Origin of the sequence: Pantoea sp. NSTU24 (assembly GCF_050157905.1) — a bacterium.
In the GTDB taxonomy this organism is placed as follows: Bacteria; Pseudomonadota; Gammaproteobacteria; order Enterobacterales; family Enterobacteriaceae; genus Pantoea.
This window is the reverse complement of the sequence record NZ_JBKIWZ010000001.1, coordinates 2,448,491-2,469,734: the sequence shown is the minus strand read 5'-3', so window position 1 is coordinate 2,469,734 and position 21,244 is coordinate 2,448,491. Positions and strand designations below refer to the sequence as shown.

The window sequence follows — 21,244 nt, the reverse complement described above, 5'->3', positions numbered from 1 at the left end:
CAGGTGGCCCGGAGGCCGCCTGTTTCCTACCGTGTCCGTCAGGTAAGGTCGGCCATCAGCACTTTTGAGCGGCGCTGATAGTTGTACATCTCTTTTTTACTCTCCGGCAGCGACTCAATATCGACCGGGGTAAAGCCGCGCTCCTGGAACCAGTGGATGCTGCGGGTGGTTAACACAAACAGTTTTTCCAGCCCCATCTGCTTCGCCTGAAGCGCCACACGCTGCAGCAGCATCTCACCGCGTGAAGAGCTACGATAGTCCGGATGCACTGCCACACAGGCCATCTCACCAATCTTCTCATCCATAAACGGATAGAGTGCGGCACAGGCGATGGTCAGGTTATCGCGCTGAATGATGGTGAATTTGTCGATCTCCATTTCCAGCTGCTCGCGGGAGCGACGCACCAGAATACCCTGCTGCTCCAGCGGACGGATCAGTTCGAGGATACCGCCGATATCGTTGATGTTGGCGCGGCGGATCTGCTCTGCCGACTCCATCACGATCTGCGTGCCGATACCGTCGCGAGAGAAGAGCTCCTGCAGCAGCGCGCCATCTTCCTGATAGCTGATCAGGTGGCTGCGGCGCACGCCACTGCGGCACGCCTTTACGGCGCCACGCAGGAAACGGACGGTGCCGGAAAGGTAATCGCCCTCTTTTTCAATTTCATCGATACGGGCCTGGGCATCATTCGGGAACAGCTCGGAGATAATTTCACCTTCGCTGTTCAGCACGCCCTGCTCAGAGCAGAAGCCGATCATCTTTTCCGCTTTGAGCTTAATCGCCAGTTGAGTGGCCACCTCTTCTGACGTCAGATTGAAGCTCTCACCGGTAACAGAAACGGCCACCGGGCCCAGCAGCACTATAGCGTCGTTATCCAGCTGACGATGAATCGCCTCTTCATCAATACGACGGATGCGCCCGCTATGACAGTAATCCACACCATCATCCACGCCCAGCGGCTGCGAAATAATAAAGTTGCCGCTGACGACATTAATATGCGCGCCCTGCAGCGGCGTGTTGTTGAGACTCATTGAGAGGCGGGCGGTAATATCCAGCTGCAACCGGCCAGCCGCCTGCTTAACCAGTTCCAGTGACTGCGCATCGGTGACCCGGGTGAACTTGTGATAAACCGGCTCCAGCTGCTGCTGAGCGAGGCTGGCATCAATCTGCGGCCGTGCGCCATATACGACCACCAGGCGGATGCCCAGACTGTGCAGCAGGCCGATATCGTTAACGATGCCAGAGAAGTTCTCATGCTCAATCGCTTCGCCACCCAGCATGATGACAAAGGTTTTGCCACGGTGGGCATTGATATAGGGAACGGTATGGCGAAAACCCTGAACCAGCTCGGTACTACGTTCCTTCACGGCCAACCCTCAATGAATGTTTATTCGTATTTTTTGTATTTTTATGCTTTTACGAACGGATTTGCAAGCCTTAATCCTGACGAAAATTTACGTTTTTCCGGGTGTCAAAGCCGCTAAGAGCCTGCATTATTTAGGGTTTCCGGGGTGACATCATCCTGTGGATTGGATAAAGTTTTCGCCGCCATTTTTTTAACTGGCGCTTTTTCAGACATAACACAGCAGCTGGAGCGGCATGTCAGACGGTAATTCCCATTTTTCACGCAGACGATTTTTACAGGGGACAGGCGCCTTACTGCTGTTAAGCGTCAGCCGCACAGGGCTGGCGGCCAAAAATCACATTGTGGCAGTACGGATCTGGCCCTCATCCACCTATTCACGGATGACGCTGGAGTCCAGCGTCGCGCTGAAGTATAAACAGTTTGCCCTGACCCATCCCGATCGTCTGGTGATCGATATTGAGGGCCTGCACCTTAATCCGGTCCTGAAAGGGGTCAATAAGCAGGTCCGGGTCGACGATCCCTTTATCAAAAATGCCCGCGTTGGCCAGTTCGACAGCAATACGGTGCGCGTGGTACTCGAATTAAAGCGCAACGTCGCGCCGAAAATCTTTAACCTGGCACCGGTCGCCGGGATCAACCACCGGCTGGTCGTCGACCTTTATCCGAGTCAGGATCATGTGGAAGATGATCCGCTGCTGGCGTTGCTGAAAGATTATAACCAGGGCGAACTCGAAAAGGATGAAGGGGTGCAGGCGCCTCTGCCGGGCAAAGCAGGACGTGACCGGCCGATTATTATCATGATCGATCCCGGTCATGGTGGCGAAGATCCCGGCGCGCATGGCAAATATAAGACCCGCGAGAAGGATATCGTGCTGAAGATTGGCCGGCGACTGAAAGCATTGATCGACAAACAGCCCAATATGAAAGCCTACATGACACGCAACGAAGATGTCTTTATTCCGCTGCGGGTCAGAGTCGCTAAAGCCCGGAAGCAGCGCGCCGATCTCTTTGTCTCCATTCATGCCGATGCGTTTACCAGCCGCGCAGCACGGGGATCCTCGGTATTTGCCTTATCCACCAGCGGCGCGACCTCCGCCGCTGCCCGCTTCCTGGCACAGACACAAAACGAATCTGACCTGATAGGCGGCGTCAGCAAAAGCGGTGACCGTTACCTCGATCACACCATGTTCGATATGGTGCAGCGGCAGACGATCCACGACAGCCTGAAATTTGGTAAAGAGGTGTTGCATCGCATGGGGCGCATCAACCATCTGCATAAACGCACGGTGGATCAGGCCGGATTTGCGGTTCTTAAAGCGCCGGACATCCCCTCTATCCTGGTAGAGACAGCCTTTATCAGTAATGTGGAGGAGGAGCGTAAACTGCGCACCACCCGCTATCAGCATCAGGTCGCTGAGGCGATTCTGAACGGCATCAAAGCCTATGTCGAGAGTGGGGCGGCGCTGGCCCATCGGTAACGCAGAGCGGGTAGCACGGGCTATCCGCACGCTTTTCAGAAAGGAGAGGGCGTAAAAGAAGATCAGGAACGTCAGAAACAAAAAAACACCCTTTCAGGTGTTTAAATGATTGGTTGCGGGGGCCGGATTTGAACCGACGACCTTCGGGTTATGAGCCCGACGAGCTACCAGGCTGCTCCACCCCGCGTCCGTATCATACTGACTTCACATTGTGACTTCTGAAAACTGCGGCAGAAGTGTTGGTTGCGGGGGCCGGATTTGAACCGACGACCTTCGGGTTATGAGCCCGACGAGCTACCAGGCTGCTCCACCCCGCGTCCGTATTGCGCATTGCGACTTTTCACATTGTGACTTCTGAAAACTGCAACAGAAGTATTGGTTGCGGGGGCCGGATTTGAACCGACGACCTTCGGGTTATGAGCCCGACGAGCTACCAGGCTGCTCCACCCCGCGTCCGTGGAAGCGCACTATACTCTCCGCGCTGATTGATGCAACCCCTTTTTACAGATAAAGGCCAAATTAACAGCCAGTTGCTGAAGGATTCCCCCATCTGATTAATTATTGAACTGATCCGCACAGTGTGAAAGCGGATGCATTTCATTCTGTCGGGGGCTTTGCTATCGTCGCGGGGCGAACAGTTATAAAAAGAGAAGAAAATGAAATTACATTGGGTGAAGTATGCACTCACTGGCGCGTTGATTACGCTGCTGGCGGCCTGTAGCTCTAAACCGACCGATCGCGGTCAGCAATATAAGGATGGCAAACTGGAACAGCCGCTGGCGCTGGTAAATCAGCCTAACGCCAAAGGCGCACCGGTAAATGGCCGGGACTTTGGTGAGCAGGTGCGCCAGATCCAGTCCGCCTCATCGGCACTCTATGGCCGTCAGAGTGGCACCTACAGCGCCATCGAGAGCTGGCTGCTGGCGGGGGCCGATACCCGACAGCTTCGCCAGTATGGCCTGAATGCCTGGCAGATGGAGGGCACGGATAACTACGGTAACGTGCAGTTCACCGGATACTATACGCCGGTAGTGGAGGCGCGTTACACCCGTCAGGGCGAATTCCAGTATCCGATCTATCGTATGCCACCACGCAAACGCGGTGAAAAATTACCGAGCCGTGCCTCTATCTATAGCGGCGGGCTTGATGACCGCTACGTCATCGCCTACAGCAACTCACTGATCGATAACTTCATGATGGATGTGCAGGGCAGCGGGTATGTCGATTTTGGCGATGGCCGTCCGATGACCTTCTTTGGCTACGCCGGCAAGAATGGCTGGGGCTACCACAGCATCGGTAAAGAGCTGATCGACCGCGGCGAAGTGAAACGCGAAGATATGTCGATGCAGGCAATCCGGCAGTGGGCACAGGAGCACTCGCCACAGGAAGTGCGTGCGCTGCTGGAAACCAACCCGTCATTCGTATTCTTTAAGGCCGAGCCCTTTACGCCGGTGCGTGGTGCCAGCGCGGTACCGCTGGTCGCGAAAGCCTCCGTGGCCTCTGACCGCTCTATCATTCCGCCGGGCACGGTGCTGCTGGCGGAAGTGCCACAGCTCAATGAGAAGGGCAAGTTCAACGGTAAATATGAGATGCGCCTGATGGTCGCCCTTGATGTGGGCGGCGCGATTAAAGGACAGCACTTTGATATCTATCAGGGGATCGGCCCGGATGCGGCGCATCTGGCGGGCTTCTATAATCACTATGGCCGCGTCTGGGTTCTGAAAGCCGCGCCGGGTGCCGGACAGCCGCTGTTCTCCAGTCCGCAAAACGGTAATAATGGTTCACTGCTTCTCGGCGCTAACTAATTTCTTCTCTGCGGGCCTGCGGGCCCGCACGACGTTACAGGTTCAACTATGAAAGTGTTAAACGACGCCTGGCATCAGCGCTTTGGCGGCACGGCGCGTCTCTATGGTCAGGATGCGCTGCAACGGTTTGCTGACGCCCATTTCTGCGTTATCGGAATCGGCGGCGTTGGCTCCTGGGCGGCGGAGGCGCTGGCACGCACCGGGATTGGTAAAATCACCCTGATTGATATGGATGATGTCTGTATCACTAATACCAATCGTCAGCTGCACGCGCTGCAGGGCAACGTCGGCAAAGCCAAAACAGAGGTCATGGCAGAGCGGTTGCGTGCCATCAACCCGGATTGTGAAGTTATCTGCATCGATGACTTTATCACGCCAGAGAACACCGCAGACCTGATGGCCGCCGGTTTTGATTATGTGATCGATGCCATCGACAGCGTGCGGCCTAAAGCGGCGCTGATCGCCTGGTGTCGCCGGAATAAGATCCCGCTGATTACCACCGGCGGTGCCGGCGGGCAGATCGATCCGACTCAGATCCAGGTCGCAGATCTGGCGAAAACCATCCAGGATCCCCTGGCGGCGAAACTGCGCGAACGGCTTAAAAGCCTGGGCGTGGTAAAAAACAGTAAGGGTAAACTGGGCATCGACTGCGTCTTTTCCACTGAGGCGCTGGTCTATCCGCAGGCTGATGGCAGCGTCTGTGCCTCACGCAGTACGGCGGAGGGGCCGAAGCGCATGGACTGCGCATCCGGCTTTGGCGCCGCCACCATGGTAACGGCCACCTTTGGTTTTGTGGCCGTTTCACACGCGCTGAAGAAGTTTCTGGCGCGCGCCGCGCGTCAGGACGCCGCCAGCGCCTGACGCGCGGCGTGCGCGACCGCAGTGGCCAGGGCTTGCAGGCCACTGCTGCGCGATGCGCTGAGCTGGGCGCGCAGACCCAGTTCATCAAAGAGTTGCAGAGGATCGCTGGCGAGCAAATGCTGCGGCGTCTGCCCCTCGACGGCGGTCAGCAATACCGCCAGCAGGCCGCGCACAATTCGTCCTTCGCTGTCACCATAGAAATGCAGCGTTCCCTCATCCTGCAACTGGCTGCCCAGCCAGACCCGATTCTCACACCCGCTCAGTTCGATCTCCGCGCGCTTCAGCTCTTCTGGCATCGCTGGCAGCTGACGGCTCAGCTGAATCAGCTGGCGATAACGATCTTCCCACTGATGAAAGCGACCGAAGCTCTCTTTCAGCGTAGCGACAGTGATCTCTGCGCCAAACGGGTGTGGCGCTAACGGTGATGAACGCATAGTTAAAACTCCGATAACAGCGAGATGGCGCTCTTCATGGCGCACACCAGCGCATCAACATCCTGCAGATTATTATAGGGGGCAAAAGAGGCGCGCAGCGTACCGCTGACGCCAAGCGCCGCCATCAGCGGCTGCGCACAGTGCTGACCGGCGCGCAGGGCGATACCCTGTTCCGCCAGCAGGGTTACCAGGTCACTGTGGTGCAGACCGGCAAACTCAAACGCCAGCAGGCTGGCGTTGCTGCAGCGGAAACTGCGAAAGCCAGGCAGTTCCGCCAGCTGCTCCTCAGCCTGGGTGGCAAGCTGCTGACTCCAGCGCTCCGCCTGCGGCAGGTCGTACTGCGACAGCCAGCTCAGCGCGGCACTTAATCCGACGACGCCCGCCACATTTGGTGTTCCTGCCTCAAAACGCCAGGGCACCGGCTGCGGCGTGAAGTCACTGAAATCGACCTGGGTCAGCATTTTGCCGCCGCCCTGCCACGGCACCATCGCTTCCAGCAGCGCCGCTTTGCCATACAACGCGCCAATCCCCATCGGGCCATAAATCTTGTGCGCGGAAAAGGCGTAAAAATCGATGTCGAGTGCCTGAAGATCCGGCGGACAATGCACCACGCCCTGCGCACCATCGACCATGACCTTCGCGCCCACGTCATGGGCCAGCGTTATCGCCTGGCCGAGATCGGGACAGCCGCCGGTGACGTTTGACATCTGACTCACCGCCAGCAGACGCGTCCGGCTATTGAGCAGGGCAGGTAACTGGCTGATATCGGGCAGGCGATCCGGGCCTAATGGCCATTTTACAACACGAGCACCGCAGGCCCTGGCGGCCATCAGCCACGGAACCAGATTAGCGTGATGCTCGGCTTCGCTGACGACAATCTCGTCACCGGGCTGCAGGCGCGGACGCAGCCAGCTGTTGGCCACCAGGTTTATCGCTTCGGTCGTGCCACGTGTCCAGACAATTTCACGATCATCTGCGGCATTAAGCCAGCGGGCCACCTGCTCGCGCGCTTGCTCATAGCGCTGCGTCAGGGCCTGGGCGGCAGCAAACTGGCTGCGATGCACCGTACCGGCGCTAAGGCTGTAAAACTGCCGGGTGCTCTCAATGACAGCGTGAGGTTTGAGCGTGGTTGCTGCGCTGTCGAGATAAACCCCGGCGTCAGAGAGCGCAGGAAACTGCTGGCGAAAAGCGGTGGGATTAAAAGCGGTCATGCCGGGTCCGTGATAAGAAAATTAGGACCAAACTGAAAGAATGGTCTGCGTCTGGCAAAGCTGAAAAAGCGCGTTATGCTGAATATTGCAAGGTTTGAACCAGACCCGCATAACGACGGAACATTTCGTAGTCGATCTCACTTTTCGGCTGCCTCTGATTAGCGTAACGCGGGCGGTTTAATGCAATCAATCTACAAGGAGATAGCAGATGAATAAACTTACCGCAGTACTGGCCGTGTGTACGCTGGCTTTTACCCTGAGCGCCTGTTCAAGCAACTATGTCATGCATACGAACGACGGCCGTACTATTGTGGCGGCTGGTAAGCCAAAGGTCGATAGTGATACCGGTATGATCAGCTATAAAGATGCGAATGGCAACGAGCAGCAGATCAATCGCTCTGATGTGAAAGAAATGGTTGAAGCAGGCCAGTAAGAGCAAAAAAAAGCACCGCAATTTGCGGTGCTATTTAAAATCACTATGGACAGACAGGGTAAATCTACAGGAATTAAGAGTTTGATCCGCAATCATCAGATCAAAAATTGCAAACACAACATCACGACCACAAGCCAAAAGCTTTCACAAAATCTGCGAACTCACTCACAAATCTAAAAACTTTTCGTTCCGGCTCTGGAAGTGCGGCAACTATAGGTATTTGCTGGTGGTTCCTCAACGGACAAATTATAATGCCTCGGATTAAAAATTCTAATACGTAAACGCTTTGTATAAGCCCGCGTATTTTTTGCCGCGCCGGATACGGAAAACCATGTCGAAACGCCTTCCTCCTCTCAACGCACTGCGTGTTTTCGACGCAGCCGCACGCCATTTAAGCTTTACCAAAGCCGCTGAAGAACTCTTTGTCACCCAGGCTGCTGTAAGCCATCAGATTAAATCTCTGGAAGATTTTCTGGGTTTAAAGCTGTTTCGGCGGAGGAATCGTTCGCTGTTACTGACTGAGGAAGGACAAAGCTACTATCTCGATATCAAAGAGATCTTCTCTGCCATCAATGAAGCGACCCGTAAACTGCAGGCGCGCAGTGCCAAAGGGGCGCTGACCGTCAGTCTGCTGCCAAGTTTCGCCATTCAGTGGCTGGTTCCACGTCTCTCCAGCTTTAATATGGCTTATCCGGGAATCGATGTGCGCATCCAGGCCGTGGACCGTGATGAAGAGAAGCTGGCCGATGATGTTGACGTGGCAATTTTTTATGGGCGCGGTAACTGGCCAGGGCTCCGGGTTGAAAAACTCTATGCCGAATATCTGCTGCCCGTCTGCTCACCGTCGCTAATGACCGGCGATAATCCGCTGAAAACGCCAATGGATCTGTCGCGCTTTACCCTGCTGCATGATGCCTCGCGCCGGGACTGGCAATCCTATATCCGTCAGCTGGGGCTGCAGCATATCAACGTGCAGCAGGGCCCAATCTTCAGCCACAGCGCGATGGTGCTGCAGGCGGCTATTCATGGGCAGGGGGTGGCGCTGGCGAACAATGTCATGGCGCAGAGCGAAATCGAGGCCGGACGATTAATCTGCCCGTTTAATGATGTGCTGGTCAGTAAAAATGCTTTTTATCTGGTTTGTCATGACAGTCAGGCAGAACTGGGTAAAATAGCCGCCTTTCGGCAGTGGATCCTGGCAAAAGCCGCAACAGAACAAGAAAAATTCCGCTTTCGTTATCAACAATAACATCCTGATTTAATAGGATTACGATGCAAAAGCATCCTGAGGATCGGTGAATGTCCAGTCGTGCCATGTTTATTTTTGCCGCAATCAGCGGGTTTCTGCTGGTGGCGTTTGGCGCATTTGGTGCCCACGTGCTGAGTCGGTCACTTGGCGCCGCTGAAATGGCCTGGATTCATACCGGGCTGGAGTATCAGGCTTATCACACCTTAGCGGTGATGGGGCTGGGGGCCGCGATGTTACGTCGCGCCAATATCTGGTTTTACTGGAGCAGTGCGCTGATGGCGCTCGGCACCGTGTTGTTCAGTGGCAGCCTCTATTGTCTGGCGCTGTCACATCTGAAGTTTTGGGTTTTTATCACGCCAGTGGGCGGGGTCTGTTTTCTCGCCGGTTGGGTATTGATGTTGATTGGCGCGCTGCGTCTCAAACGAAAGGCAGAACGCCATGAATAAAGTTTTACTCTATTGTCGTCCCGGTTTTGAAAAAGAGTGTGCGGCAGAGATTAGTGCCAGAGCCGCAGAACGTGAGATTTACGGTTATCCGCGGGTCAAAGATAACGCCGGTTACGTATTGTTTGAATGTTACCAGTTCGAAGATGCCGAGCGTCTGGCGCGTGAACTGCCGTTTGATGAGCTGATTTTTGCCCGACAGATGCTGGTCGTCGGTGAACTGCTGCGTGATCTGCCGCAGGAAGACCGCATTACCCCGATTGTCGGCATGCTGACCGGCGTGGTAGAGAAGGGGGGTGAGCTGCGTGTTGAAGTGCCGGACACTAACGAAGCCAAAGAGCTGACGAAATTCTGTCGCAAGTTCACCGTCCCGCTGCGCGCGGCACTGCGTGAAAGTAAAATCCTGCTCAATTATGAGAGCCCGAAACGCCCGGTGGTGCATGTATTTTTCATTGCGCCGGGCACCTGTTACGTCGGCTACTCCTTCCGCGAAAACAGCTCACCGCTGTACATGGGGATCCCACGGCTTAAGTTCCCCGCCGATGCGCCAAGCCGCTCCACGCTGAAACTGGAAGAGGCGTTTCACGTCTTTATCCCGGAAGATGAGTGGGATGAGCGTTTAGCCAGCGGCATGTATGCGGTGGATCTCGGTGCCTGTCCGGGCGGCTGGACCTGGCAGCTGGTTCAGCGCAGCATGATGGTCTATGCGGTGGACAACGGGCCGATGGCGCCGAGTCTGATGGATACCGGCCAGGTGATGCACGAAAAGGCCGATGGCTTTAAATACCGGCCGCCCCGTAACAACATCAGCTGGCTGGTGTGTGACATGGTGGAGAAGCCGGTGCGCGTGGCTAACCTGATGACCGACTGGCTGGTTAATGGCTGGTGCCGCGAGGCAATCTTCAACCTGAAGCTGCCGATGAAGAAGCGTTACGAAGAGGTCACGCAGAATCTGGCGATGATGCAGGAACGCTTTGATAATGAGGGGATCAACGTGCAGATCCGTGCCCGTCAGCTCTATCACGATCGCGAAGAAGTTACGGTTCATGTGCGCCGGATCTGGGCCGCTATCGGTGGTCGCCGCGACGAACGCTAATCGCCGGGCTGAGTGCAACTGCACTCAGCCGGTATAACGTAGCGTATTCAGGTTGCCCTGTAATATCAGATCCCGCTTCAGCGTCGCCACCTCACGGCTGATCTCAGCCATCCGCTGGCCTTCCTTAATCTTTTCCCGCCACTTTGCAGGCACCTGCTCCAGTTGCTGATAGATCCCTTCAAGCGAGTGAAACTCTGCCAGCAGCTGTTTCGCACTTTTCGGGCCAATGCCGGCGATACCAGGGATTTTACTGCTGCTGATCCCGCAGAGCCCCCAGTAGTCGGGAAGTCGCTCCGGAGCCACGCCAAATTCCGCTTCAATAAAGGGCAGGTCGAGCCACCGTTTCTGAAAATAGTCACGGATGCGGATGTCGGGTGCCAGCAGCTGACAGTACCCTTTGTCCGTGGAGACAATGGTGGCCTGGTGCCCCGCCTGAGCCATTTTCACCGCCAGCGTGGCCGCGAGATCATCCGCCTCATCTTCGCCGGCTATCCAGCAGCTGACGCCCGCCGCACGAAAGGCGTCCTGCAACGCTGGCATTTCCGCCTGCAGGTCATCAGGCATAGGAGGACGGCCACTTTTATAGTCGGGCAGTAGCTGATGACGCCAGCCCTGATGACGCGCTTCACCATCAAACACGGCCACCGCGTGCGTTGGTCGGGTGTGACCCAGTACCTGACGCAGCGCGACTACACACCCCTCTACGCAGGGCGAACCCTGAACCGCGTGCAGGCGCCGAATCAGATTCAGGGCATCGATAATAACAAGATGAAAAGCCATGAGCGTATGGGCAGCCCGTGGGCTGCCTCCTGGTTTATTTGATAATTTCGTAGCAGGGGATGTAGGCGGTACCGGGCAGTTTCATTCGTTGCTGCGCCACAAATCCCTGCAGCAGCTCATCCATACGGTGCATGATGTCGGGATCGCCATGCAGCTTGTAGCGGCCCTTCTCACGAATCTCGCGAATCCCCATCTCTTTAACGTTACCGGCGACGATGCCTGAGAAGGCGCGACGCAGGTCGGCAGCCAGTTTTTCAGGTGCCTGATTCGTATAGAGATTGAGGTTGGCCATATTCTCGTGAGTCGGAAGGAACGGCACCTGCAGATCAGGTTCGATGCGAATCGACCAGTTAAAGCTATAGGCGTCACCGGTTTCGCGACGATTCTCTTTGACCTGCGGCATCGCTTTCTTCATCAGACGAGCCACTTCCGCCGCATCATTGATAATGATCTGATAATGTTTACGCGCCTGTTCGCCCAGCGTGTTGACGATGAAATCATCCAGCACACGGAAGTAGTCGGCACTCTCTTCGGGGCCGGTCAGAATCAGCGGCAGCAGCTGGTCATTGTTCTGCGGATTCATCAGAATGCCCAGCAGATAGAGCAACTCCTCTGCGGTACCGACGCCACCCGGGAAAATGATGATGCCATGCGCGATGCGCACGAACGCTTCCAGACGTTTTTCGATATCCGGCATGATGATCAGCTCATTCACCAGCGGGTTCGGCGGCTCCGCCGCAATGATCGAGGGTTCGGTCAGGCCAATAAAGCGGCTGTCACGGTAGCGCTGCTGGGCATGGCCGACCGCCGCCCCTTTCATCGGCGCTTCCATCACCCCCGGCCCGCAGCCGGTACAGATATTCAGCTCGCGCAGTCCGAGCTGCGTCCCGACGTTGCGGCAGTACTGATATTCGACAGCGTTAATGGAGTGACCGCCCCAGCAGACCACCGTGTTGGGATCTTCGCCGATGTGCAGGGCCCGCGCATTGCGCAGAATGGAAAACACGGTATTGGTAATCGTGACAGAATCGTTCTCTTCGGCTGCGGTAAGCCGCCCCGGTGAGTTGAGCTGTCCGCTGACAAACAGGATGTCACGCAGTACAGCAAACAGGTTTGCCTGCAGCGAGCGGATAATACGGCCATCCACAAACGCCTCTTCCGGCGGATTGATCAGCTCCAGTTTAACGCCGCGCTCCTGGCGCAGCACATTGATGTCGAAATTTTCAAAGCGGGAGAGCAGTTCGTGGCTGCTGTCGGTCTGGCTGCCGGAATTAAGCACGGCCAGAGAGCAATTGCGAAACAGCTGGTAGAGGTCGCTGCTGGCTGTGCGCTTGAGCATATCGACTTCCAGCTGCGAGAGCAGATCCATTGAGCCAAGAGGGCTGATGTGGGTAATCAAATGAGCTCCTTTACACCCGCCTGGGTGCGTGTTGGCACTGCAACGGCAGTGACGAAAATCCCGGGGCGGCATCCATACGTTGCCGCCATTACCAGAGTAGCCTTGTCAGCCCGCACAGCTCAAGCGGAACTACGCGCGCAGCATGCAGCCTGCGAGAAATCTCGCAAACTACTGACGAACCAGCCGTGAAAAGCCGGGCGTGAAGGGCACATTGGTGCGCCATGGGTTGATGTCCAGCCCGCCACGCCGGGTGTAACGCGCATACACCGTCAGGGCGTCCGGATGACAGAAACGCATCACATCATTAAAGATGCGCTCGACACACTGCTCATGAAACTCGTTGTGCTGGCGGAATGAGATCAGATAGCGCAGCAGGGCTTCACGATCGATGCGCGGGCCTTTATAACGGATCATCACTGAGCCCCAGTCCGGCTGATTGGTGATCAGGCAGTTAGACTTAAGCAGATGGCTGACCAGCGTCTCTTCAACGATTTCACTGCCTGCAGCATCAGCCAGATAGTCAGCATTGAAGCGATAATCCTCGATAGTGATATCCTGCTCATCGATGCAGCTGCCCTCAAAGTGCCCGATTGGCTGACCTTCCACCTCACTGAGCCGGAACAGCGCAACCCGTACTTCACCTTCTGCGCAGGCGCTCAGGTCACGCTCCAGCGTCTGCCGGACGTCGCCCCAGTCGGCAAAGCGGGTCTGATTGAAGCTGTTCAGGTAGAGCTTGAAACTCTTCGATTCGATAAGGTTGCGGCTCTGCGCGTCCAGCACCACTTCACCTACGGCGACCTGCGGCAGGCCCTTGCTGTTAAGCCATGACAGCTCATACAGGGTCCAGATATCGCCGCCGGTAAAGGGCAGGCTGTCGGGAAACAGTCCAAGAGGTTCACGGTTCAGGCTGCGCGGCACGGCCTGCAGCAGGTCTTTGTCATACCGATCGTGATAGGCTGTGGGTTTGCCCAGTGTCAGGTTGCTGAGTGCCTGATCCTGTTCGTGAGTAGTCATTGCGGTTACCACCAAAATTAATCAAAGTGGCTAAGTGTAACCCATCAGAAGTGAGAATATGAATGATGCAGCAAACTGCCGCCGCGTTGCGCGACTTTACCCAGCGCTACTGCCAGCTCTGGCTTCAGCAAACCGGTCACGCACCGGCCAGCAGCGATCTTTACGGTGTGCCGTCGCCCTGTGCGCGGGAAGATCGCGACCAGCAGGTGCTCTGGCAGCCGCAGCCTTTTACGCTGCCGCCGACGCTGGAGGCTATTGAGCGTGCCATCGATCTTCAGCTTCAGCCGTCAGTGACGGCGTTCTACACCGCGCAGTTCGCGGGTGACATGCGGGCCACGCTGGGCGAGCAGTCGCTGACCCTGCTGCAGGTCTGGAGTGAAGAGGACTTTCTGCGGTTGCAGGAGAATCTGATTGGGCATCTGGTGATGCAGCGCCGGCTCAGGCAGTCGCCAACGCTGTTCATTGCCACCACTGATTCAGAGGAGGAGATCGTTTCGATCTCGAATCTGACAGGCGAAGTGATCCTGGAGCAGCCGGGCCGGAAACAGCGCACACTTTTAGCTGAAAGTCTTGAGATATTTCTTAAGTCATTACAACCGGTTATCAACTGAATCGCAGTGATTTGCCGCTGAGCTTGTGAGAGATCTCTTACATCTGCTGTGCGAGATCGCTCTATCGGTTCTGAGACATCCGGAAGGCCATAATGTAAAAATATTGTGAATCATAAACTTAATGGCGATTATCTGAATTTGCACCGCACATTTCGTAAAGTTTTGCCGTAAGTCCCTTGTGCGCTTTACGCGTTATGTCAGAATGTTTCTCGCTGCAGGATGCTCAGGAAACGGAATCGTCAGGACGATGATAAGCCATGAGGCAGGAACGTAACGGAGTTTACGGCACACGGAAGGTTTCAGGATGAAACAGGATCGCTCAGGGTGAGCAAGGGACACCTCCAGGATGGAGAATGAGAGCCCCTCAGAAGAGGTGGTGGGCCTGGATGCTAAGGATACATCAGGATGATGCGCGACAGGAGTTCGCACTGGACAAGTTGTCATGGAAGAGCAGGGAGCACTAACGTAGCGGGATGGCTGCAAACGAACCGGGAGCACTGTTTATACAGTGCTCCCTTTTTTGTGCCTGTGCCAGGAAGTGATATCCTTGCCGCCCATTTTTGACGGCTTGCTGGAGGTGGCGTATGACGCCCGAACAACTGATTACGCAAAGGCTGGAACAGCTGGAAGCGGTGATGCGTGAATATGAACTCTGGCAGAGTACGCCGCCGCCGGAAGGCGCGCTCGACAGTCGTGAACCTTTCTGCATGGATACGCTGGCGCCGCTGCAGTGGCTCCAGTGGGTGCTGGTCCCGCGGATGCACGCCCTGATTGCGGCCCGGCAGCCGTTACCGCAGAACTTTGCCGTTGCTCCCTATTACGAAATAGCGCTGGTGCCTGATCAGCCGGGTATTGCGCCCCTGCTGCTGACTCTGCGTCAGCTTGATGCACTGCTCCAGGATGCGGCTCACTGATGCTGGAAATACTTTATCAGGATGCGTGGCTGGTGGCGGTCAACAAACCCAGCGGCTGGCTGGTTCATCGCAGCTGGCTGGACCGGCATGAAACGGTGTTTGTGATGCAGACCGTGCGCGATCAGATCGGCCAGCATGTCTTTACCGCACACCGGCTGGATAAACCGACCTCAGGCGTACTGCTGATGGGACTCTCCAGCGAAGTCGGCCGTCTGCTGTCCCAGCAGTTTGAACAGCATCAGATGCAGAAAACCTACCATGCCGTCCTGCGCGGCTGGCTGGAGAGCAGTGGGACACTTGACTATCCTCTGGTGGAAGAGCGGGATAAAATTGCGGACAAGCACGCCAGCGAACCGCTTACCGCCCAGTCGGCGATCACCGATTATCAGGCCCTGGCGACCGCCGAGATGCCGGTCGGTATTGGCCGCTATCCCACTTCGCGTTACAGCCTTGTCGAACTCTCACCCCGCACCGGCCGCAAACATCAGCTGCGTCGCCACATGTCACATCTGCGCCATCCCATTATTGGCGATTCAGCGCACGGCGATCTGCGGCAGAACCGGGGGGCCGCGCAGCACTTTGGCGCTAACCGGCTGATGCTTCACGCCAGCAGCCTGGCGCTGACCCATCCGGTAACCGGTGAGCCTTTGCTGATACGCGCCGGGCTGGATAGTGTCTGGCAGAATCTGATGAGCCAGTTTGGCTGGCAGGATACGCTGCCGGAGGTGCCGCGGGTTGAGTTTGCCGCCGCGCCAGGCGAGGATAAGGTTTCAGAATAAGGGAGAAAGCAGATGGCAAAGATTGGCATTTTTGTAGGCACGGTATACGGCAATGCGCTGCTGGCAGCGGAAGAGGCGGAGCCGATTCTGCAGCAGCAGGGACACAGCGTGACGCTGTTTGACGATCCGACGCTGGCCGACTGGCAGGCGTTTACCAGCGATGTGGCGTTGATCATCACCTCAACGACCGGTCAGGGCGATTTCCCCGACACCCTTTCAGGTCTGTTCCATGCGATAAAAGAGAAGCTGGGCCATCAGCCCGCGCTGCGCTATGGCGTGATTGCATTAGGTGACAGCAGCTATGACCATTTCTGTGGCGCGGGCAAAGCCTTTGATGCGCTGCTGCAGGAGCAGGGTGCGCAGCGGGTTGGTGAGACACTGCTGGTGGATGCCACGGAAAATCCGGAGCCGGAAGCCGTGACTTCTCCCTGGGTTGAAGCCTGGGGCGCACAGCTCTGACGCCGCCGCCAGGCTTATCGCCGCGTAACCGCCTGAAGATAAGCCTGGCCCGGGCGCCATACGATCAGGTGACCGGCGCCGGATTAAATACCGCCAGCTGATTACGGATCCCCCAGCGATCGGACCAGGTCTGCTTACGGCCGCTGGCGATATCCAGAATCAGTTCAAACAGTCGCCAGCCCACCTGTTCAATACTCTCTTCCCCGGTGGCAATCGTTCCGGCATTGATATCCATCAGATCGTGCCAGCGCTCGGCCAGCGCATTTCGCGTTGCCATCTTGATCACCGGGATCGCCGCCAGGCCATAGGGCGTGCCGCGGCCCGTCGTAAAGACCTGCAGAGTGATGCCGGAGGCCAGCTGCTGCGTGCCGCAGACAAAATCGCTGGCAGGCGTCGCCGCATAGATCAACCCGCGCCGCGTGGGGCGCTGGCCGGGGGAGAGCACTTCGACAATGGCGCTGCGGCCTGACTTGGCAATAGAGCCAAGCGCCTTTTCCACCACGTTGGCGAGTCCGCCCTTTTTATTGCCCGGCGACGGGTTGGCACTGCGATCGGTCTGGCCCTGGTCGAGATAATTATCATACCAGGCCATCTCCTCCAGTAAGCGCTTACCGACCTCCTGATTGATTACCCGTGGCGTCAGCAGATGAATCGCATCACGAACCTCGGTCACTTCTGAGAACATCACCGTCGCGCCACAGCGCACCAGCAGATCGGAGGCGAAGCCCACCGCCGGGTTGGCCGTCACACCGGAGAACGCATCGCTGCCGCCACACTGCATACCGACAATCAGCTCAGCTGCGGAGCAGGTTTCGCGCTGGCGCTGATTCAGCCGCTGAAGATGCCGCTCCGCGACCTGCAGAATCTCCTGCACCATCGCGCCGAAACCCACCAGCTTTTCATCCTGCAACCGCACGATGTCGCCGTCATCCAGTGAGATCGCCTGCACATCAGCCGTGCCGGTGAGCAGACGCTCCGGCTGTAACTTTTCGCAGCCCAGGCCGACGACCATCACTTCGCCGCCGAAATTGGCATTCAGCGCCAGGTTGTGAATGGTGCGAATCGGCACCACCGCCGCAGGCGCATTGATCGCGACGCCGCAGCCATAAAGGTGATTCAGGGCGACCACGCCATCCACATTGGGATAACGCGGCAGCAGCTCCCGTTCAATGATCTGTACGACATGATCGACCACGCCCGCCACGCAGTGCACGCTGGTGGTAATACCGAGCAGATTGCGCGTGCCGACGCTGCCATCCGCATTGCGATAGCCCTCGAAGGTATAGCCTTCCAGCGGCGGCAGCGCGGGCGGCACCTGAGTGGCTAACGGCAGGCTGGCCAGTGGCGGGGCGTCCGGCAGTGCGACCAGCGACTCATCAATCCAGCTGCCCTGTGCGATATCCCGCAGCGCATAGCCAATCACTTCGCCATAACGCAGGATTGCCTCGCCCTGGCGAATCGCACTCAGCGCCACCTTATGGCCCTGTGGCACATGCTCCGTCAGCGTCAGCCCGTCAGCGAACCGGGTTCCGGCGGGCAGCCCCAGGCTGTTAACCACAATAGCCACGTTGTCGTGCTCATGCACTTTGATATAGAGCGGTCGTTCATCTGTTTTAGGATTCATCGCTTACCTTTACCTCTGTCGCGCCGGCGTGATGCGGCACGCTGTAATGATTTGACCTGTCACACGGGGGTTTGCCAGTTTCAGTATAAGGAGCGGGGCCGGGGCGCGCATTGTGCAAATGTCTACCATTAGGGGCATTCATTCCGCCGTTTTGGGTCGGTTATCCAAAAGCAAGTGAAGACCCTCACAAACAGCGTGGGAAAGCGTCGCCGGAGGCGCTGAACAACGCTGAAAAGCACACTTTCGTGAGCCATCCCGCAGCCTTTTGTGCATCCGCAAGATAATCCCTTCAACACCTCCGCTATTCCAGGGCAATGCGCCAATGTGCTGGCCGCAGGCTGTTCCTATACTGAGTTCCGTTAGCCAAAGTCAGGTTATCTGTCACGACGTATTACTTATCCGGTAAAGGCAGCAGGGCACCTGAATCGCCGTGACCGTCAGACTCCGGATGGATAAATAAAGGTTTGCCAGAACAAAAAATCGCCGTGTTTAACCCAACTTCTCTCTGATACCCAACGCGATGTGTATGCAGTCAGAGCGAATGTAGCTCGCGCTATATTTCAGGAGTGCATCATGAATAGTTTCAGCCAGACTGCGGAAACGGTGCAAAAACGCACCAATGCCCGTTACTGGATTGTGGTGATGTTGTTTATCGTCACCTCATTCAACTACGGTGACCGCGCCACCATTTCCATTGCCGGTTCGGCGATGTCTAAAGATATCGGCCTGGATTCAGTCGGACTCGGCTATATCTTCTCTGCGTTCTCATGGGCCTATGTGATCGGCCAGATCCCCGGGGGCTGGTTGCTTGATCGCTTTGGCTCAAAACGGGTTTATTTCTGGAGCATCTTCACCTGGTCGCTGTTCACCCTGCTTCAGGGGTTCGTCGATATTTTCAGCGGCTTTGGCATCGTTATGTCACTGTTTATTCTGCGTTTCCTGGTCGGTCTGGCCGAAGCACCTTCCTTCCCGGGTAACAGCCGCATCGTGGCGGCCTGGTTCCCGGCGCAGGAGCGTGGCACGGCCGTGGCGATCTTCAACTCGGCACAGTACTTCGCCACTGTGATCTTCGCGCCCATCATGGGCTGGCTGGTTTCCGCCGTGGGCTGGTCGCATGTGTTCTGGTTTATGGGGGGGCTGGGCATCATCCTCAGCTTTATCTGGCTGAAGGTCATCCACGATCCCAACGATCATCCCGGCGTCAATAAAGCGGAACTGGAGTACATGGAGCAGGGTGGTGCGCTGATCAATATGGACGCCAGAAAAGAGAGCCGTAAAGTAAGCTGGAGTGAAAAGTGGTTCCAGATCAAACAGCTGCTGACGTCGCGCATGATGCTGGGGATCTACCTCGGTCAGTACTGTGTTAACGCCTTAACCTACTTTTTTATCACCTGGTTCCCGGTCTATCTGGTACAGGCGCGCGGCATGTCCATTCTGAAAGCGGGCTTTGTGGCCTCTGTTCCGGCGGTGTGCGGCTTCCTCGGCGGCGTGCTGGGCGGCGTAATCTCCGACTGGCTGATGCGTAAAACCGGCTCGCTGAATATTGCCCGTAAAACCCCTATTGTGCTGGGCATGCTGCTTTCCATTTCGATGGTGATGTGTAACTACACCGACACTGAATGGATGGTGGTGTTCTTTATGGCGCTGGCGTTCTTTGGCAAAGGCATTGGCGCGCTGGGCTGGGCGGTAATGGCGGATACGGCACCGAAAGAGATTAGCGGCCTGAGCGGTGGCCTGTTCAATATGTTTGGTAACTTATCCGGCATCGTGACCCCTATCGCCATCGGCTACATCATCGCCACCAGCGGATCGTTTGAAGGGGCACTGGTCTATGTCGGTATCCATGCCTTTGTCGCCGCCTTCAGCTTCCTGGTGATTGCCGGAAATATCAGACGTATTGAACTGAAAACCTGGACCGGTAAGGACGCCTGATGAATACACAAAGCTCACCGGTCATCACCGACATGCAGGTTATCCCGGTCGCGGGGTACGACAGCATGCTGCTTAACATAGGCGGCGCGCACAACGCCTGCTTCACCCGCAATCTGGTGGTACTCACGGACAGCGCCGGGCATACCGGCGTCGGTGAAGCGCCCGGCGGCGACACCATCTATCAGACGCTGGTGGCGGCCATTCCACTGGTAAAAGGTCAGCAGATCGCCCGGATGAATCGTCTGGTGCAGCAGGTGCATCAGGGGAATCAGTCAGCAGATTTCACCACCTTTGGCAACGGCGCCTGGACCTTTGAGCTGCGGGTCAATGCGGTGGCTGCGCTGGAAGCGGCGCTGCTTGACCTGCTGGGACAGTGCCTGGGCGTGCCCGTGGCTGAACTGCTTGGGCCGGGTAAACAGCGGGACGAGGTCACGGTGCTGGGCTATCTGTTCTATCTCGGCGATCGCCGCAAAACCGATCTGCCCTATCAGTCGGGTGAGCAGGCCACACACGACTGGTATCACCTGCGTCATCAGGAGGCGCTGACCAGCGAGGCCGTCGTCAGGCTGGCTGAGGCGGCACAGGATAAGTATGGCTTCAGGGACTTCAAGCTCAAAGGCGGCGTGCTGCCGGGCGAGCAGGAGATCGCGACAGCGGCGGCGCTGAAGCAGCGCTTCCCTGACGCGCGTATCACAGTCGATCCCAACGGGGCCTGGCGGCTGGATGAGGCGATAGCCCTCTGTAAGGGAATGCAGGATGTGCTGAGCTACGCCGAAGATCCGTGCGGCGCGGAGCAGGGTTACTCGGGACGCGAGGTCATGGCTGAGTTCCGGCGCGCCACCGGCCTGGCGGTCGCCACCAATATGATTGCCACCAACTGGCGTGAGATGAACCACGCGGTGATGCTCAATGCGGTCGATATTCCGCTGGCCGATCCCCACTTCTGGACGCTCAGCGGGGCGGTTCGGGTAGCCCAGTTGTGCGATGAGTGGGGACTGACCTGGGGCTGCCACTCTAACAATCACTTCGATATTTCGCTGGCGATGTTCACCCACGTTGGTGCCGCCGCACCGGGTCATCCGACAGCGATTGATACGCACTGGATCTGGCAGGAGGGCGACCAGCGCCTGACCAAAAATCCGCTGCAGATTCGCAACGGTAAGATCGCCGTGCCCGAGGCACCGGGTCTCGGTGTCGAACTTGACTGGGATCAGGTGAATAAAGCCAGTCAGCTTTACCACGCTCTGCCCGCCGGGGCGCGGAATGACGCGACGGCAATGCAATATCTGATCCCAGGCTGGACGTTTGATCGCAAGCGCCCGGCATTTGGCCGCACAACAGCATAAGGAGCTGGAG

The 21,244-nt window shown here is 56.9% G+C and carries 20 protein-coding genes and 3 tRNA genes; 13 read left to right on the top strand and 10 right to left on the bottom strand.

The window, feature by feature from the left end:
- Positions 1–38 precede the first annotated feature (38 nt).
- Positions 39–1,367, bottom strand: a complete 1,329-nt coding sequence (gene argA, locus ACLHDD_RS11715) for an amino-acid N-acetyltransferase (RefSeq protein ID WP_313654743.1) — start codon at positions 1,365–1,367, stop codon at positions 39–41.
- A 232-nt stretch (positions 1,368–1,599) separates the two neighbouring features.
- Here argA and amiC point away from each other — a divergent pair, with 232 nt between their 5' ends.
- The gene (amiC, locus tag ACLHDD_RS11710) at positions 1,600–2,844 is read left to right on the top strand and encodes an N-acetylmuramoyl-L-alanine amidase AmiC (protein ID WP_313654742.1); all 1,245 of its coding nucleotides are present in this window, start codon (positions 1,600–1,602) and stop codon (positions 2,842–2,844) included.
- 110 nt (positions 2,845–2,954) lie between these two features.
- Here amiC and ACLHDD_RS11705 read toward each other — a convergent pair.
- The 3 genes from ACLHDD_RS11705 to ACLHDD_RS11695 all read right to left on the bottom strand — a co-directional run bounded on the left by ACLHDD_RS11705 (position 2,955) and on the right by ACLHDD_RS11695 (position 3,297).
- Positions 2,955–3,031, bottom strand: a tRNA-Met gene (locus ACLHDD_RS11705).
- Between the two features lie 53 nt (positions 3,032–3,084).
- Positions 3,085–3,161, bottom strand: a tRNA-Met gene (locus tag ACLHDD_RS11700).
- A gap of 59 nt (positions 3,162–3,220) precedes the next feature.
- Positions 3,221–3,297: transfer RNA gene (locus ACLHDD_RS11695), tRNA-Met, on the bottom strand.
- 203 nt (positions 3,298–3,500) lie between these two features.
- On the opposite strand from ACLHDD_RS11695, the gene mltA reads away from it, so the two are divergent.
- Positions 3,501–4,649: a murein transglycosylase A gene (gene mltA, locus ACLHDD_RS11690; protein WP_427104241.1), complete on the top strand. Its 1,149-nt coding sequence runs from the start codon at positions 3,501–3,503 to the stop codon at positions 4,647–4,649.
- 48 nt (positions 4,650–4,697) lie between these two features.
- Positions 4,698–5,510 carry a tRNA cyclic N6-threonylcarbamoyladenosine(37) synthase TcdA gene (tcdA, locus tag ACLHDD_RS11685; protein WP_427104240.1) on the top strand — a complete coding sequence of 271 codons (813 nt, stop codon included), beginning with the start codon at positions 4,698–4,700 and terminating at the stop codon, positions 5,508–5,510.
- On the opposite strand, the gene csdE is transcribed toward tcdA, so the two are convergent.
- Complete coding sequence (csdE, locus tag ACLHDD_RS11680; RefSeq protein ID WP_427104239.1) at positions 5,489–5,944, bottom strand: cysteine desulfurase sulfur acceptor subunit CsdE; 456 nt, start codon at positions 5,942–5,944, stop codon at positions 5,489–5,491. The two genes, tcdA and csdE, sit on opposite strands and share 22 nt — an antisense overlap.
- A gap of 2 nt (positions 5,945–5,946) precedes the next feature.
- Positions 5,947–7,155 (bottom strand): cysteine desulfurase CsdA, encoded by a 1,209-nt coding sequence (gene csdA / locus ACLHDD_RS11675; RefSeq protein ID WP_427104238.1) that lies wholly within the window; start codon positions 7,153–7,155, stop codon positions 5,947–5,949.
- A gap of 208 nt (positions 7,156–7,363) precedes the next feature.
- Between csdA and ACLHDD_RS11670 the strand changes: the two genes are divergently transcribed.
- From ACLHDD_RS11670 to rlmM, 4 genes are all read left to right on the top strand, one after another.
- Positions 7,364–7,588 (top strand): YgdI/YgdR family lipoprotein, encoded by a 225-nt coding sequence (locus tag ACLHDD_RS11670; protein WP_427104237.1) that lies wholly within the window; start codon positions 7,364–7,366, stop codon positions 7,586–7,588.
- A gap of 331 nt (positions 7,589–7,919) precedes the next feature.
- Entirely contained in the window at positions 7,920–8,837 is a 918-nt protein-coding gene (locus ACLHDD_RS11665; RefSeq protein ID WP_046102471.1) for a transcriptional regulator GcvA, read from the top strand.
- A 50-nt stretch (positions 8,838–8,887) separates the two neighbouring features.
- Positions 8,888–9,283: a DUF423 domain-containing protein gene (locus tag ACLHDD_RS11660; RefSeq protein WP_111141923.1), complete on the top strand. Its 396-nt coding sequence runs from the start codon at positions 8,888–8,890 to the stop codon at positions 9,281–9,283.
- Positions 9,276–10,376, top strand: a complete 1,101-nt coding sequence (gene rlmM / locus ACLHDD_RS11655; RefSeq protein WP_427104236.1) for a 23S rRNA (cytidine(2498)-2'-O)-methyltransferase RlmM — start codon at positions 9,276–9,278, stop codon at positions 10,374–10,376. The genes ACLHDD_RS11660 and rlmM overlap by 8 nt, the downstream gene beginning before the upstream one ends.
- A gap of 24 nt (positions 10,377–10,400) precedes the next feature.
- Here the strand turns inward: rlmM and xni are convergent, their stop codons facing one another.
- From xni to queF, 3 genes are all read right to left on the bottom strand, one after another.
- Positions 10,401–11,156 (bottom strand): flap endonuclease Xni, encoded by a 756-nt coding sequence (gene xni / locus ACLHDD_RS11650; protein WP_427104235.1) that lies wholly within the window; start codon positions 11,154–11,156, stop codon positions 10,401–10,403.
- 34 nt (positions 11,157–11,190) lie between these two features.
- The gene (gene ppnN, locus ACLHDD_RS11645; protein WP_427104234.1) at positions 11,191–12,555 is read right to left on the bottom strand and encodes a nucleotide 5'-monophosphate nucleosidase PpnN; all 1,365 of its coding nucleotides are present in this window, start codon (positions 12,553–12,555) and stop codon (positions 11,191–11,193) included.
- Positions 12,556–12,723: 168 nt separating this feature from the next.
- Positions 12,724–13,569: an NADPH-dependent 7-cyano-7-deazaguanine reductase QueF gene (queF, locus tag ACLHDD_RS11640; RefSeq protein ID WP_427104233.1), complete on the bottom strand. Its 846-nt coding sequence runs from the start codon at positions 13,567–13,569 to the stop codon at positions 12,724–12,726.
- A 62-nt stretch (positions 13,570–13,631) separates the two neighbouring features.
- Here queF and syd point away from each other — a divergent pair, with 62 nt between their 5' ends.
- The 4 genes from syd (at position 13,632) to ACLHDD_RS11620 (ending at position 16,332) form a co-directional block, all read left to right on the top strand.
- A complete protein-coding gene (gene syd / locus ACLHDD_RS11635) occupies positions 13,632–14,180 on the top strand; it encodes a SecY-interacting protein (protein WP_427104232.1) in 549 nt (182 codons plus the stop codon).
- 584 nt (positions 14,181–14,764) lie between these two features.
- The gene (locus tag ACLHDD_RS11630; RefSeq protein WP_427104231.1) at positions 14,765–15,094 is read left to right on the top strand and encodes a YqcC family protein; all 330 of its coding nucleotides are present in this window, start codon (positions 14,765–14,767) and stop codon (positions 15,092–15,094) included.
- Positions 15,094–15,873, top strand: coding sequence for a tRNA pseudouridine(65) synthase TruC (gene truC, locus ACLHDD_RS11625; protein ID WP_427104230.1), 780 nt, complete (start codon positions 15,094–15,096; stop codon positions 15,871–15,873). The genes ACLHDD_RS11630 and truC overlap by 1 nt, the downstream gene beginning before the upstream one ends.
- A 12-nt stretch (positions 15,874–15,885) precedes the next feature.
- The gene (locus ACLHDD_RS11620; RefSeq protein WP_427104229.1) at positions 15,886–16,332 is read left to right on the top strand and encodes a flavodoxin; all 447 of its coding nucleotides are present in this window, start codon (positions 15,886–15,888) and stop codon (positions 16,330–16,332) included.
- A 64-nt stretch (positions 16,333–16,396) separates the two neighbouring features.
- On the opposite strand, the gene garD is transcribed toward ACLHDD_RS11620, so the two are convergent.
- Positions 16,397–17,956, bottom strand: a complete 1,560-nt coding sequence (garD, locus tag ACLHDD_RS11615) for a galactarate dehydratase (RefSeq protein WP_427104228.1) — start codon at positions 17,954–17,956, stop codon at positions 16,397–16,399.
- Positions 17,957–18,529: 573 nt separating this feature from the next.
- On the opposite strand from garD, the gene ACLHDD_RS11610 reads away from it, so the two are divergent.
- Positions 18,530–19,888 (top strand): MFS transporter, encoded by a 1,359-nt coding sequence (locus tag ACLHDD_RS11610; RefSeq protein WP_427104227.1) that lies wholly within the window; start codon positions 18,530–18,532, stop codon positions 19,886–19,888.
- The gene (locus ACLHDD_RS11605; RefSeq protein WP_427104226.1) at positions 19,888–21,234 is read left to right on the top strand and encodes an enolase C-terminal domain-like protein; all 1,347 of its coding nucleotides are present in this window, start codon (positions 19,888–19,890) and stop codon (positions 21,232–21,234) included. The genes ACLHDD_RS11610 and ACLHDD_RS11605 overlap by 1 nt, the downstream gene beginning before the upstream one ends.
- Positions 21,235–21,244 lie beyond the last annotated feature (10 nt).

Coding starts and splice junctions, on each gene's coding strand:
- ACLHDD_RS11620 (WP_427104229.1), top strand. CDS start 15,886: ATGGCAAAGATTGGCATTTTTGTAGGCACGGTATACGGCAATGCGCTG.
- ACLHDD_RS11665 (WP_046102471.1), top strand. CDS start 7,920: ATGTCGAAACGCCTTCCTCCTCTCAACGCACTGCGTGTTTTCGACGCA.
- queF (WP_427104233.1), bottom strand. CDS start 13,569: ATGACTACTCACGAACAGGATCAGGCACTCAGCAACCTGACACTGGGC.
- ACLHDD_RS11630 (WP_427104231.1), top strand. CDS start 14,765: ATGACGCCCGAACAACTGATTACGCAAAGGCTGGAACAGCTGGAAGCG.
- mltA (WP_427104241.1), top strand. CDS start 3,501: ATGAAATTACATTGGGTGAAGTATGCACTCACTGGCGCGTTGATTACG.
- garD (WP_427104228.1), bottom strand. CDS start 17,956: ATGAATCCTAAAACAGATGAACGACCGCTCTATATCAAAGTGCATGAG.
- ACLHDD_RS11605 (WP_427104226.1), top strand. CDS start 19,888: ATGAATACACAAAGCTCACCGGTCATCACCGACATGCAGGTTATCCCG.
- tcdA (WP_427104240.1), top strand. CDS start 4,698: ATGAAAGTGTTAAACGACGCCTGGCATCAGCGCTTTGGCGGCACGGCG.
- rlmM (WP_427104236.1), top strand. CDS start 9,276: ATGAATAAAGTTTTACTCTATTGTCGTCCCGGTTTTGAAAAAGAGTGT.
- ACLHDD_RS11670 (WP_427104237.1), top strand. CDS start 7,364: ATGAATAAACTTACCGCAGTACTGGCCGTGTGTACGCTGGCTTTTACC.
- csdA (WP_427104238.1), bottom strand. CDS start 7,155: ATGACCGCTTTTAATCCCACCGCTTTTCGCCAGCAGTTTCCTGCGCTC.
- amiC (WP_313654742.1), top strand. CDS start 1,600: ATGTCAGACGGTAATTCCCATTTTTCACGCAGACGATTTTTACAGGGG.
- ACLHDD_RS11660 (WP_111141923.1), top strand. CDS start 8,888: ATGTCCAGTCGTGCCATGTTTATTTTTGCCGCAATCAGCGGGTTTCTG.
- xni (WP_427104235.1), bottom strand. CDS start 11,156: ATGGCTTTTCATCTTGTTATTATCGATGCCCTGAATCTGATTCGGCGC.
- syd (WP_427104232.1), top strand. CDS start 13,632: ATGATGCAGCAAACTGCCGCCGCGTTGCGCGACTTTACCCAGCGCTAC.
- csdE (WP_427104239.1), bottom strand. CDS start 5,944: ATGCGTTCATCACCGTTAGCGCCACACCCGTTTGGCGCAGAGATCACT.
- truC (WP_427104230.1), top strand. CDS start 15,094: ATGCTGGAAATACTTTATCAGGATGCGTGGCTGGTGGCGGTCAACAAA.
- ACLHDD_RS11610 (WP_427104227.1), top strand. CDS start 18,530: ATGAATAGTTTCAGCCAGACTGCGGAAACGGTGCAAAAACGCACCAAT.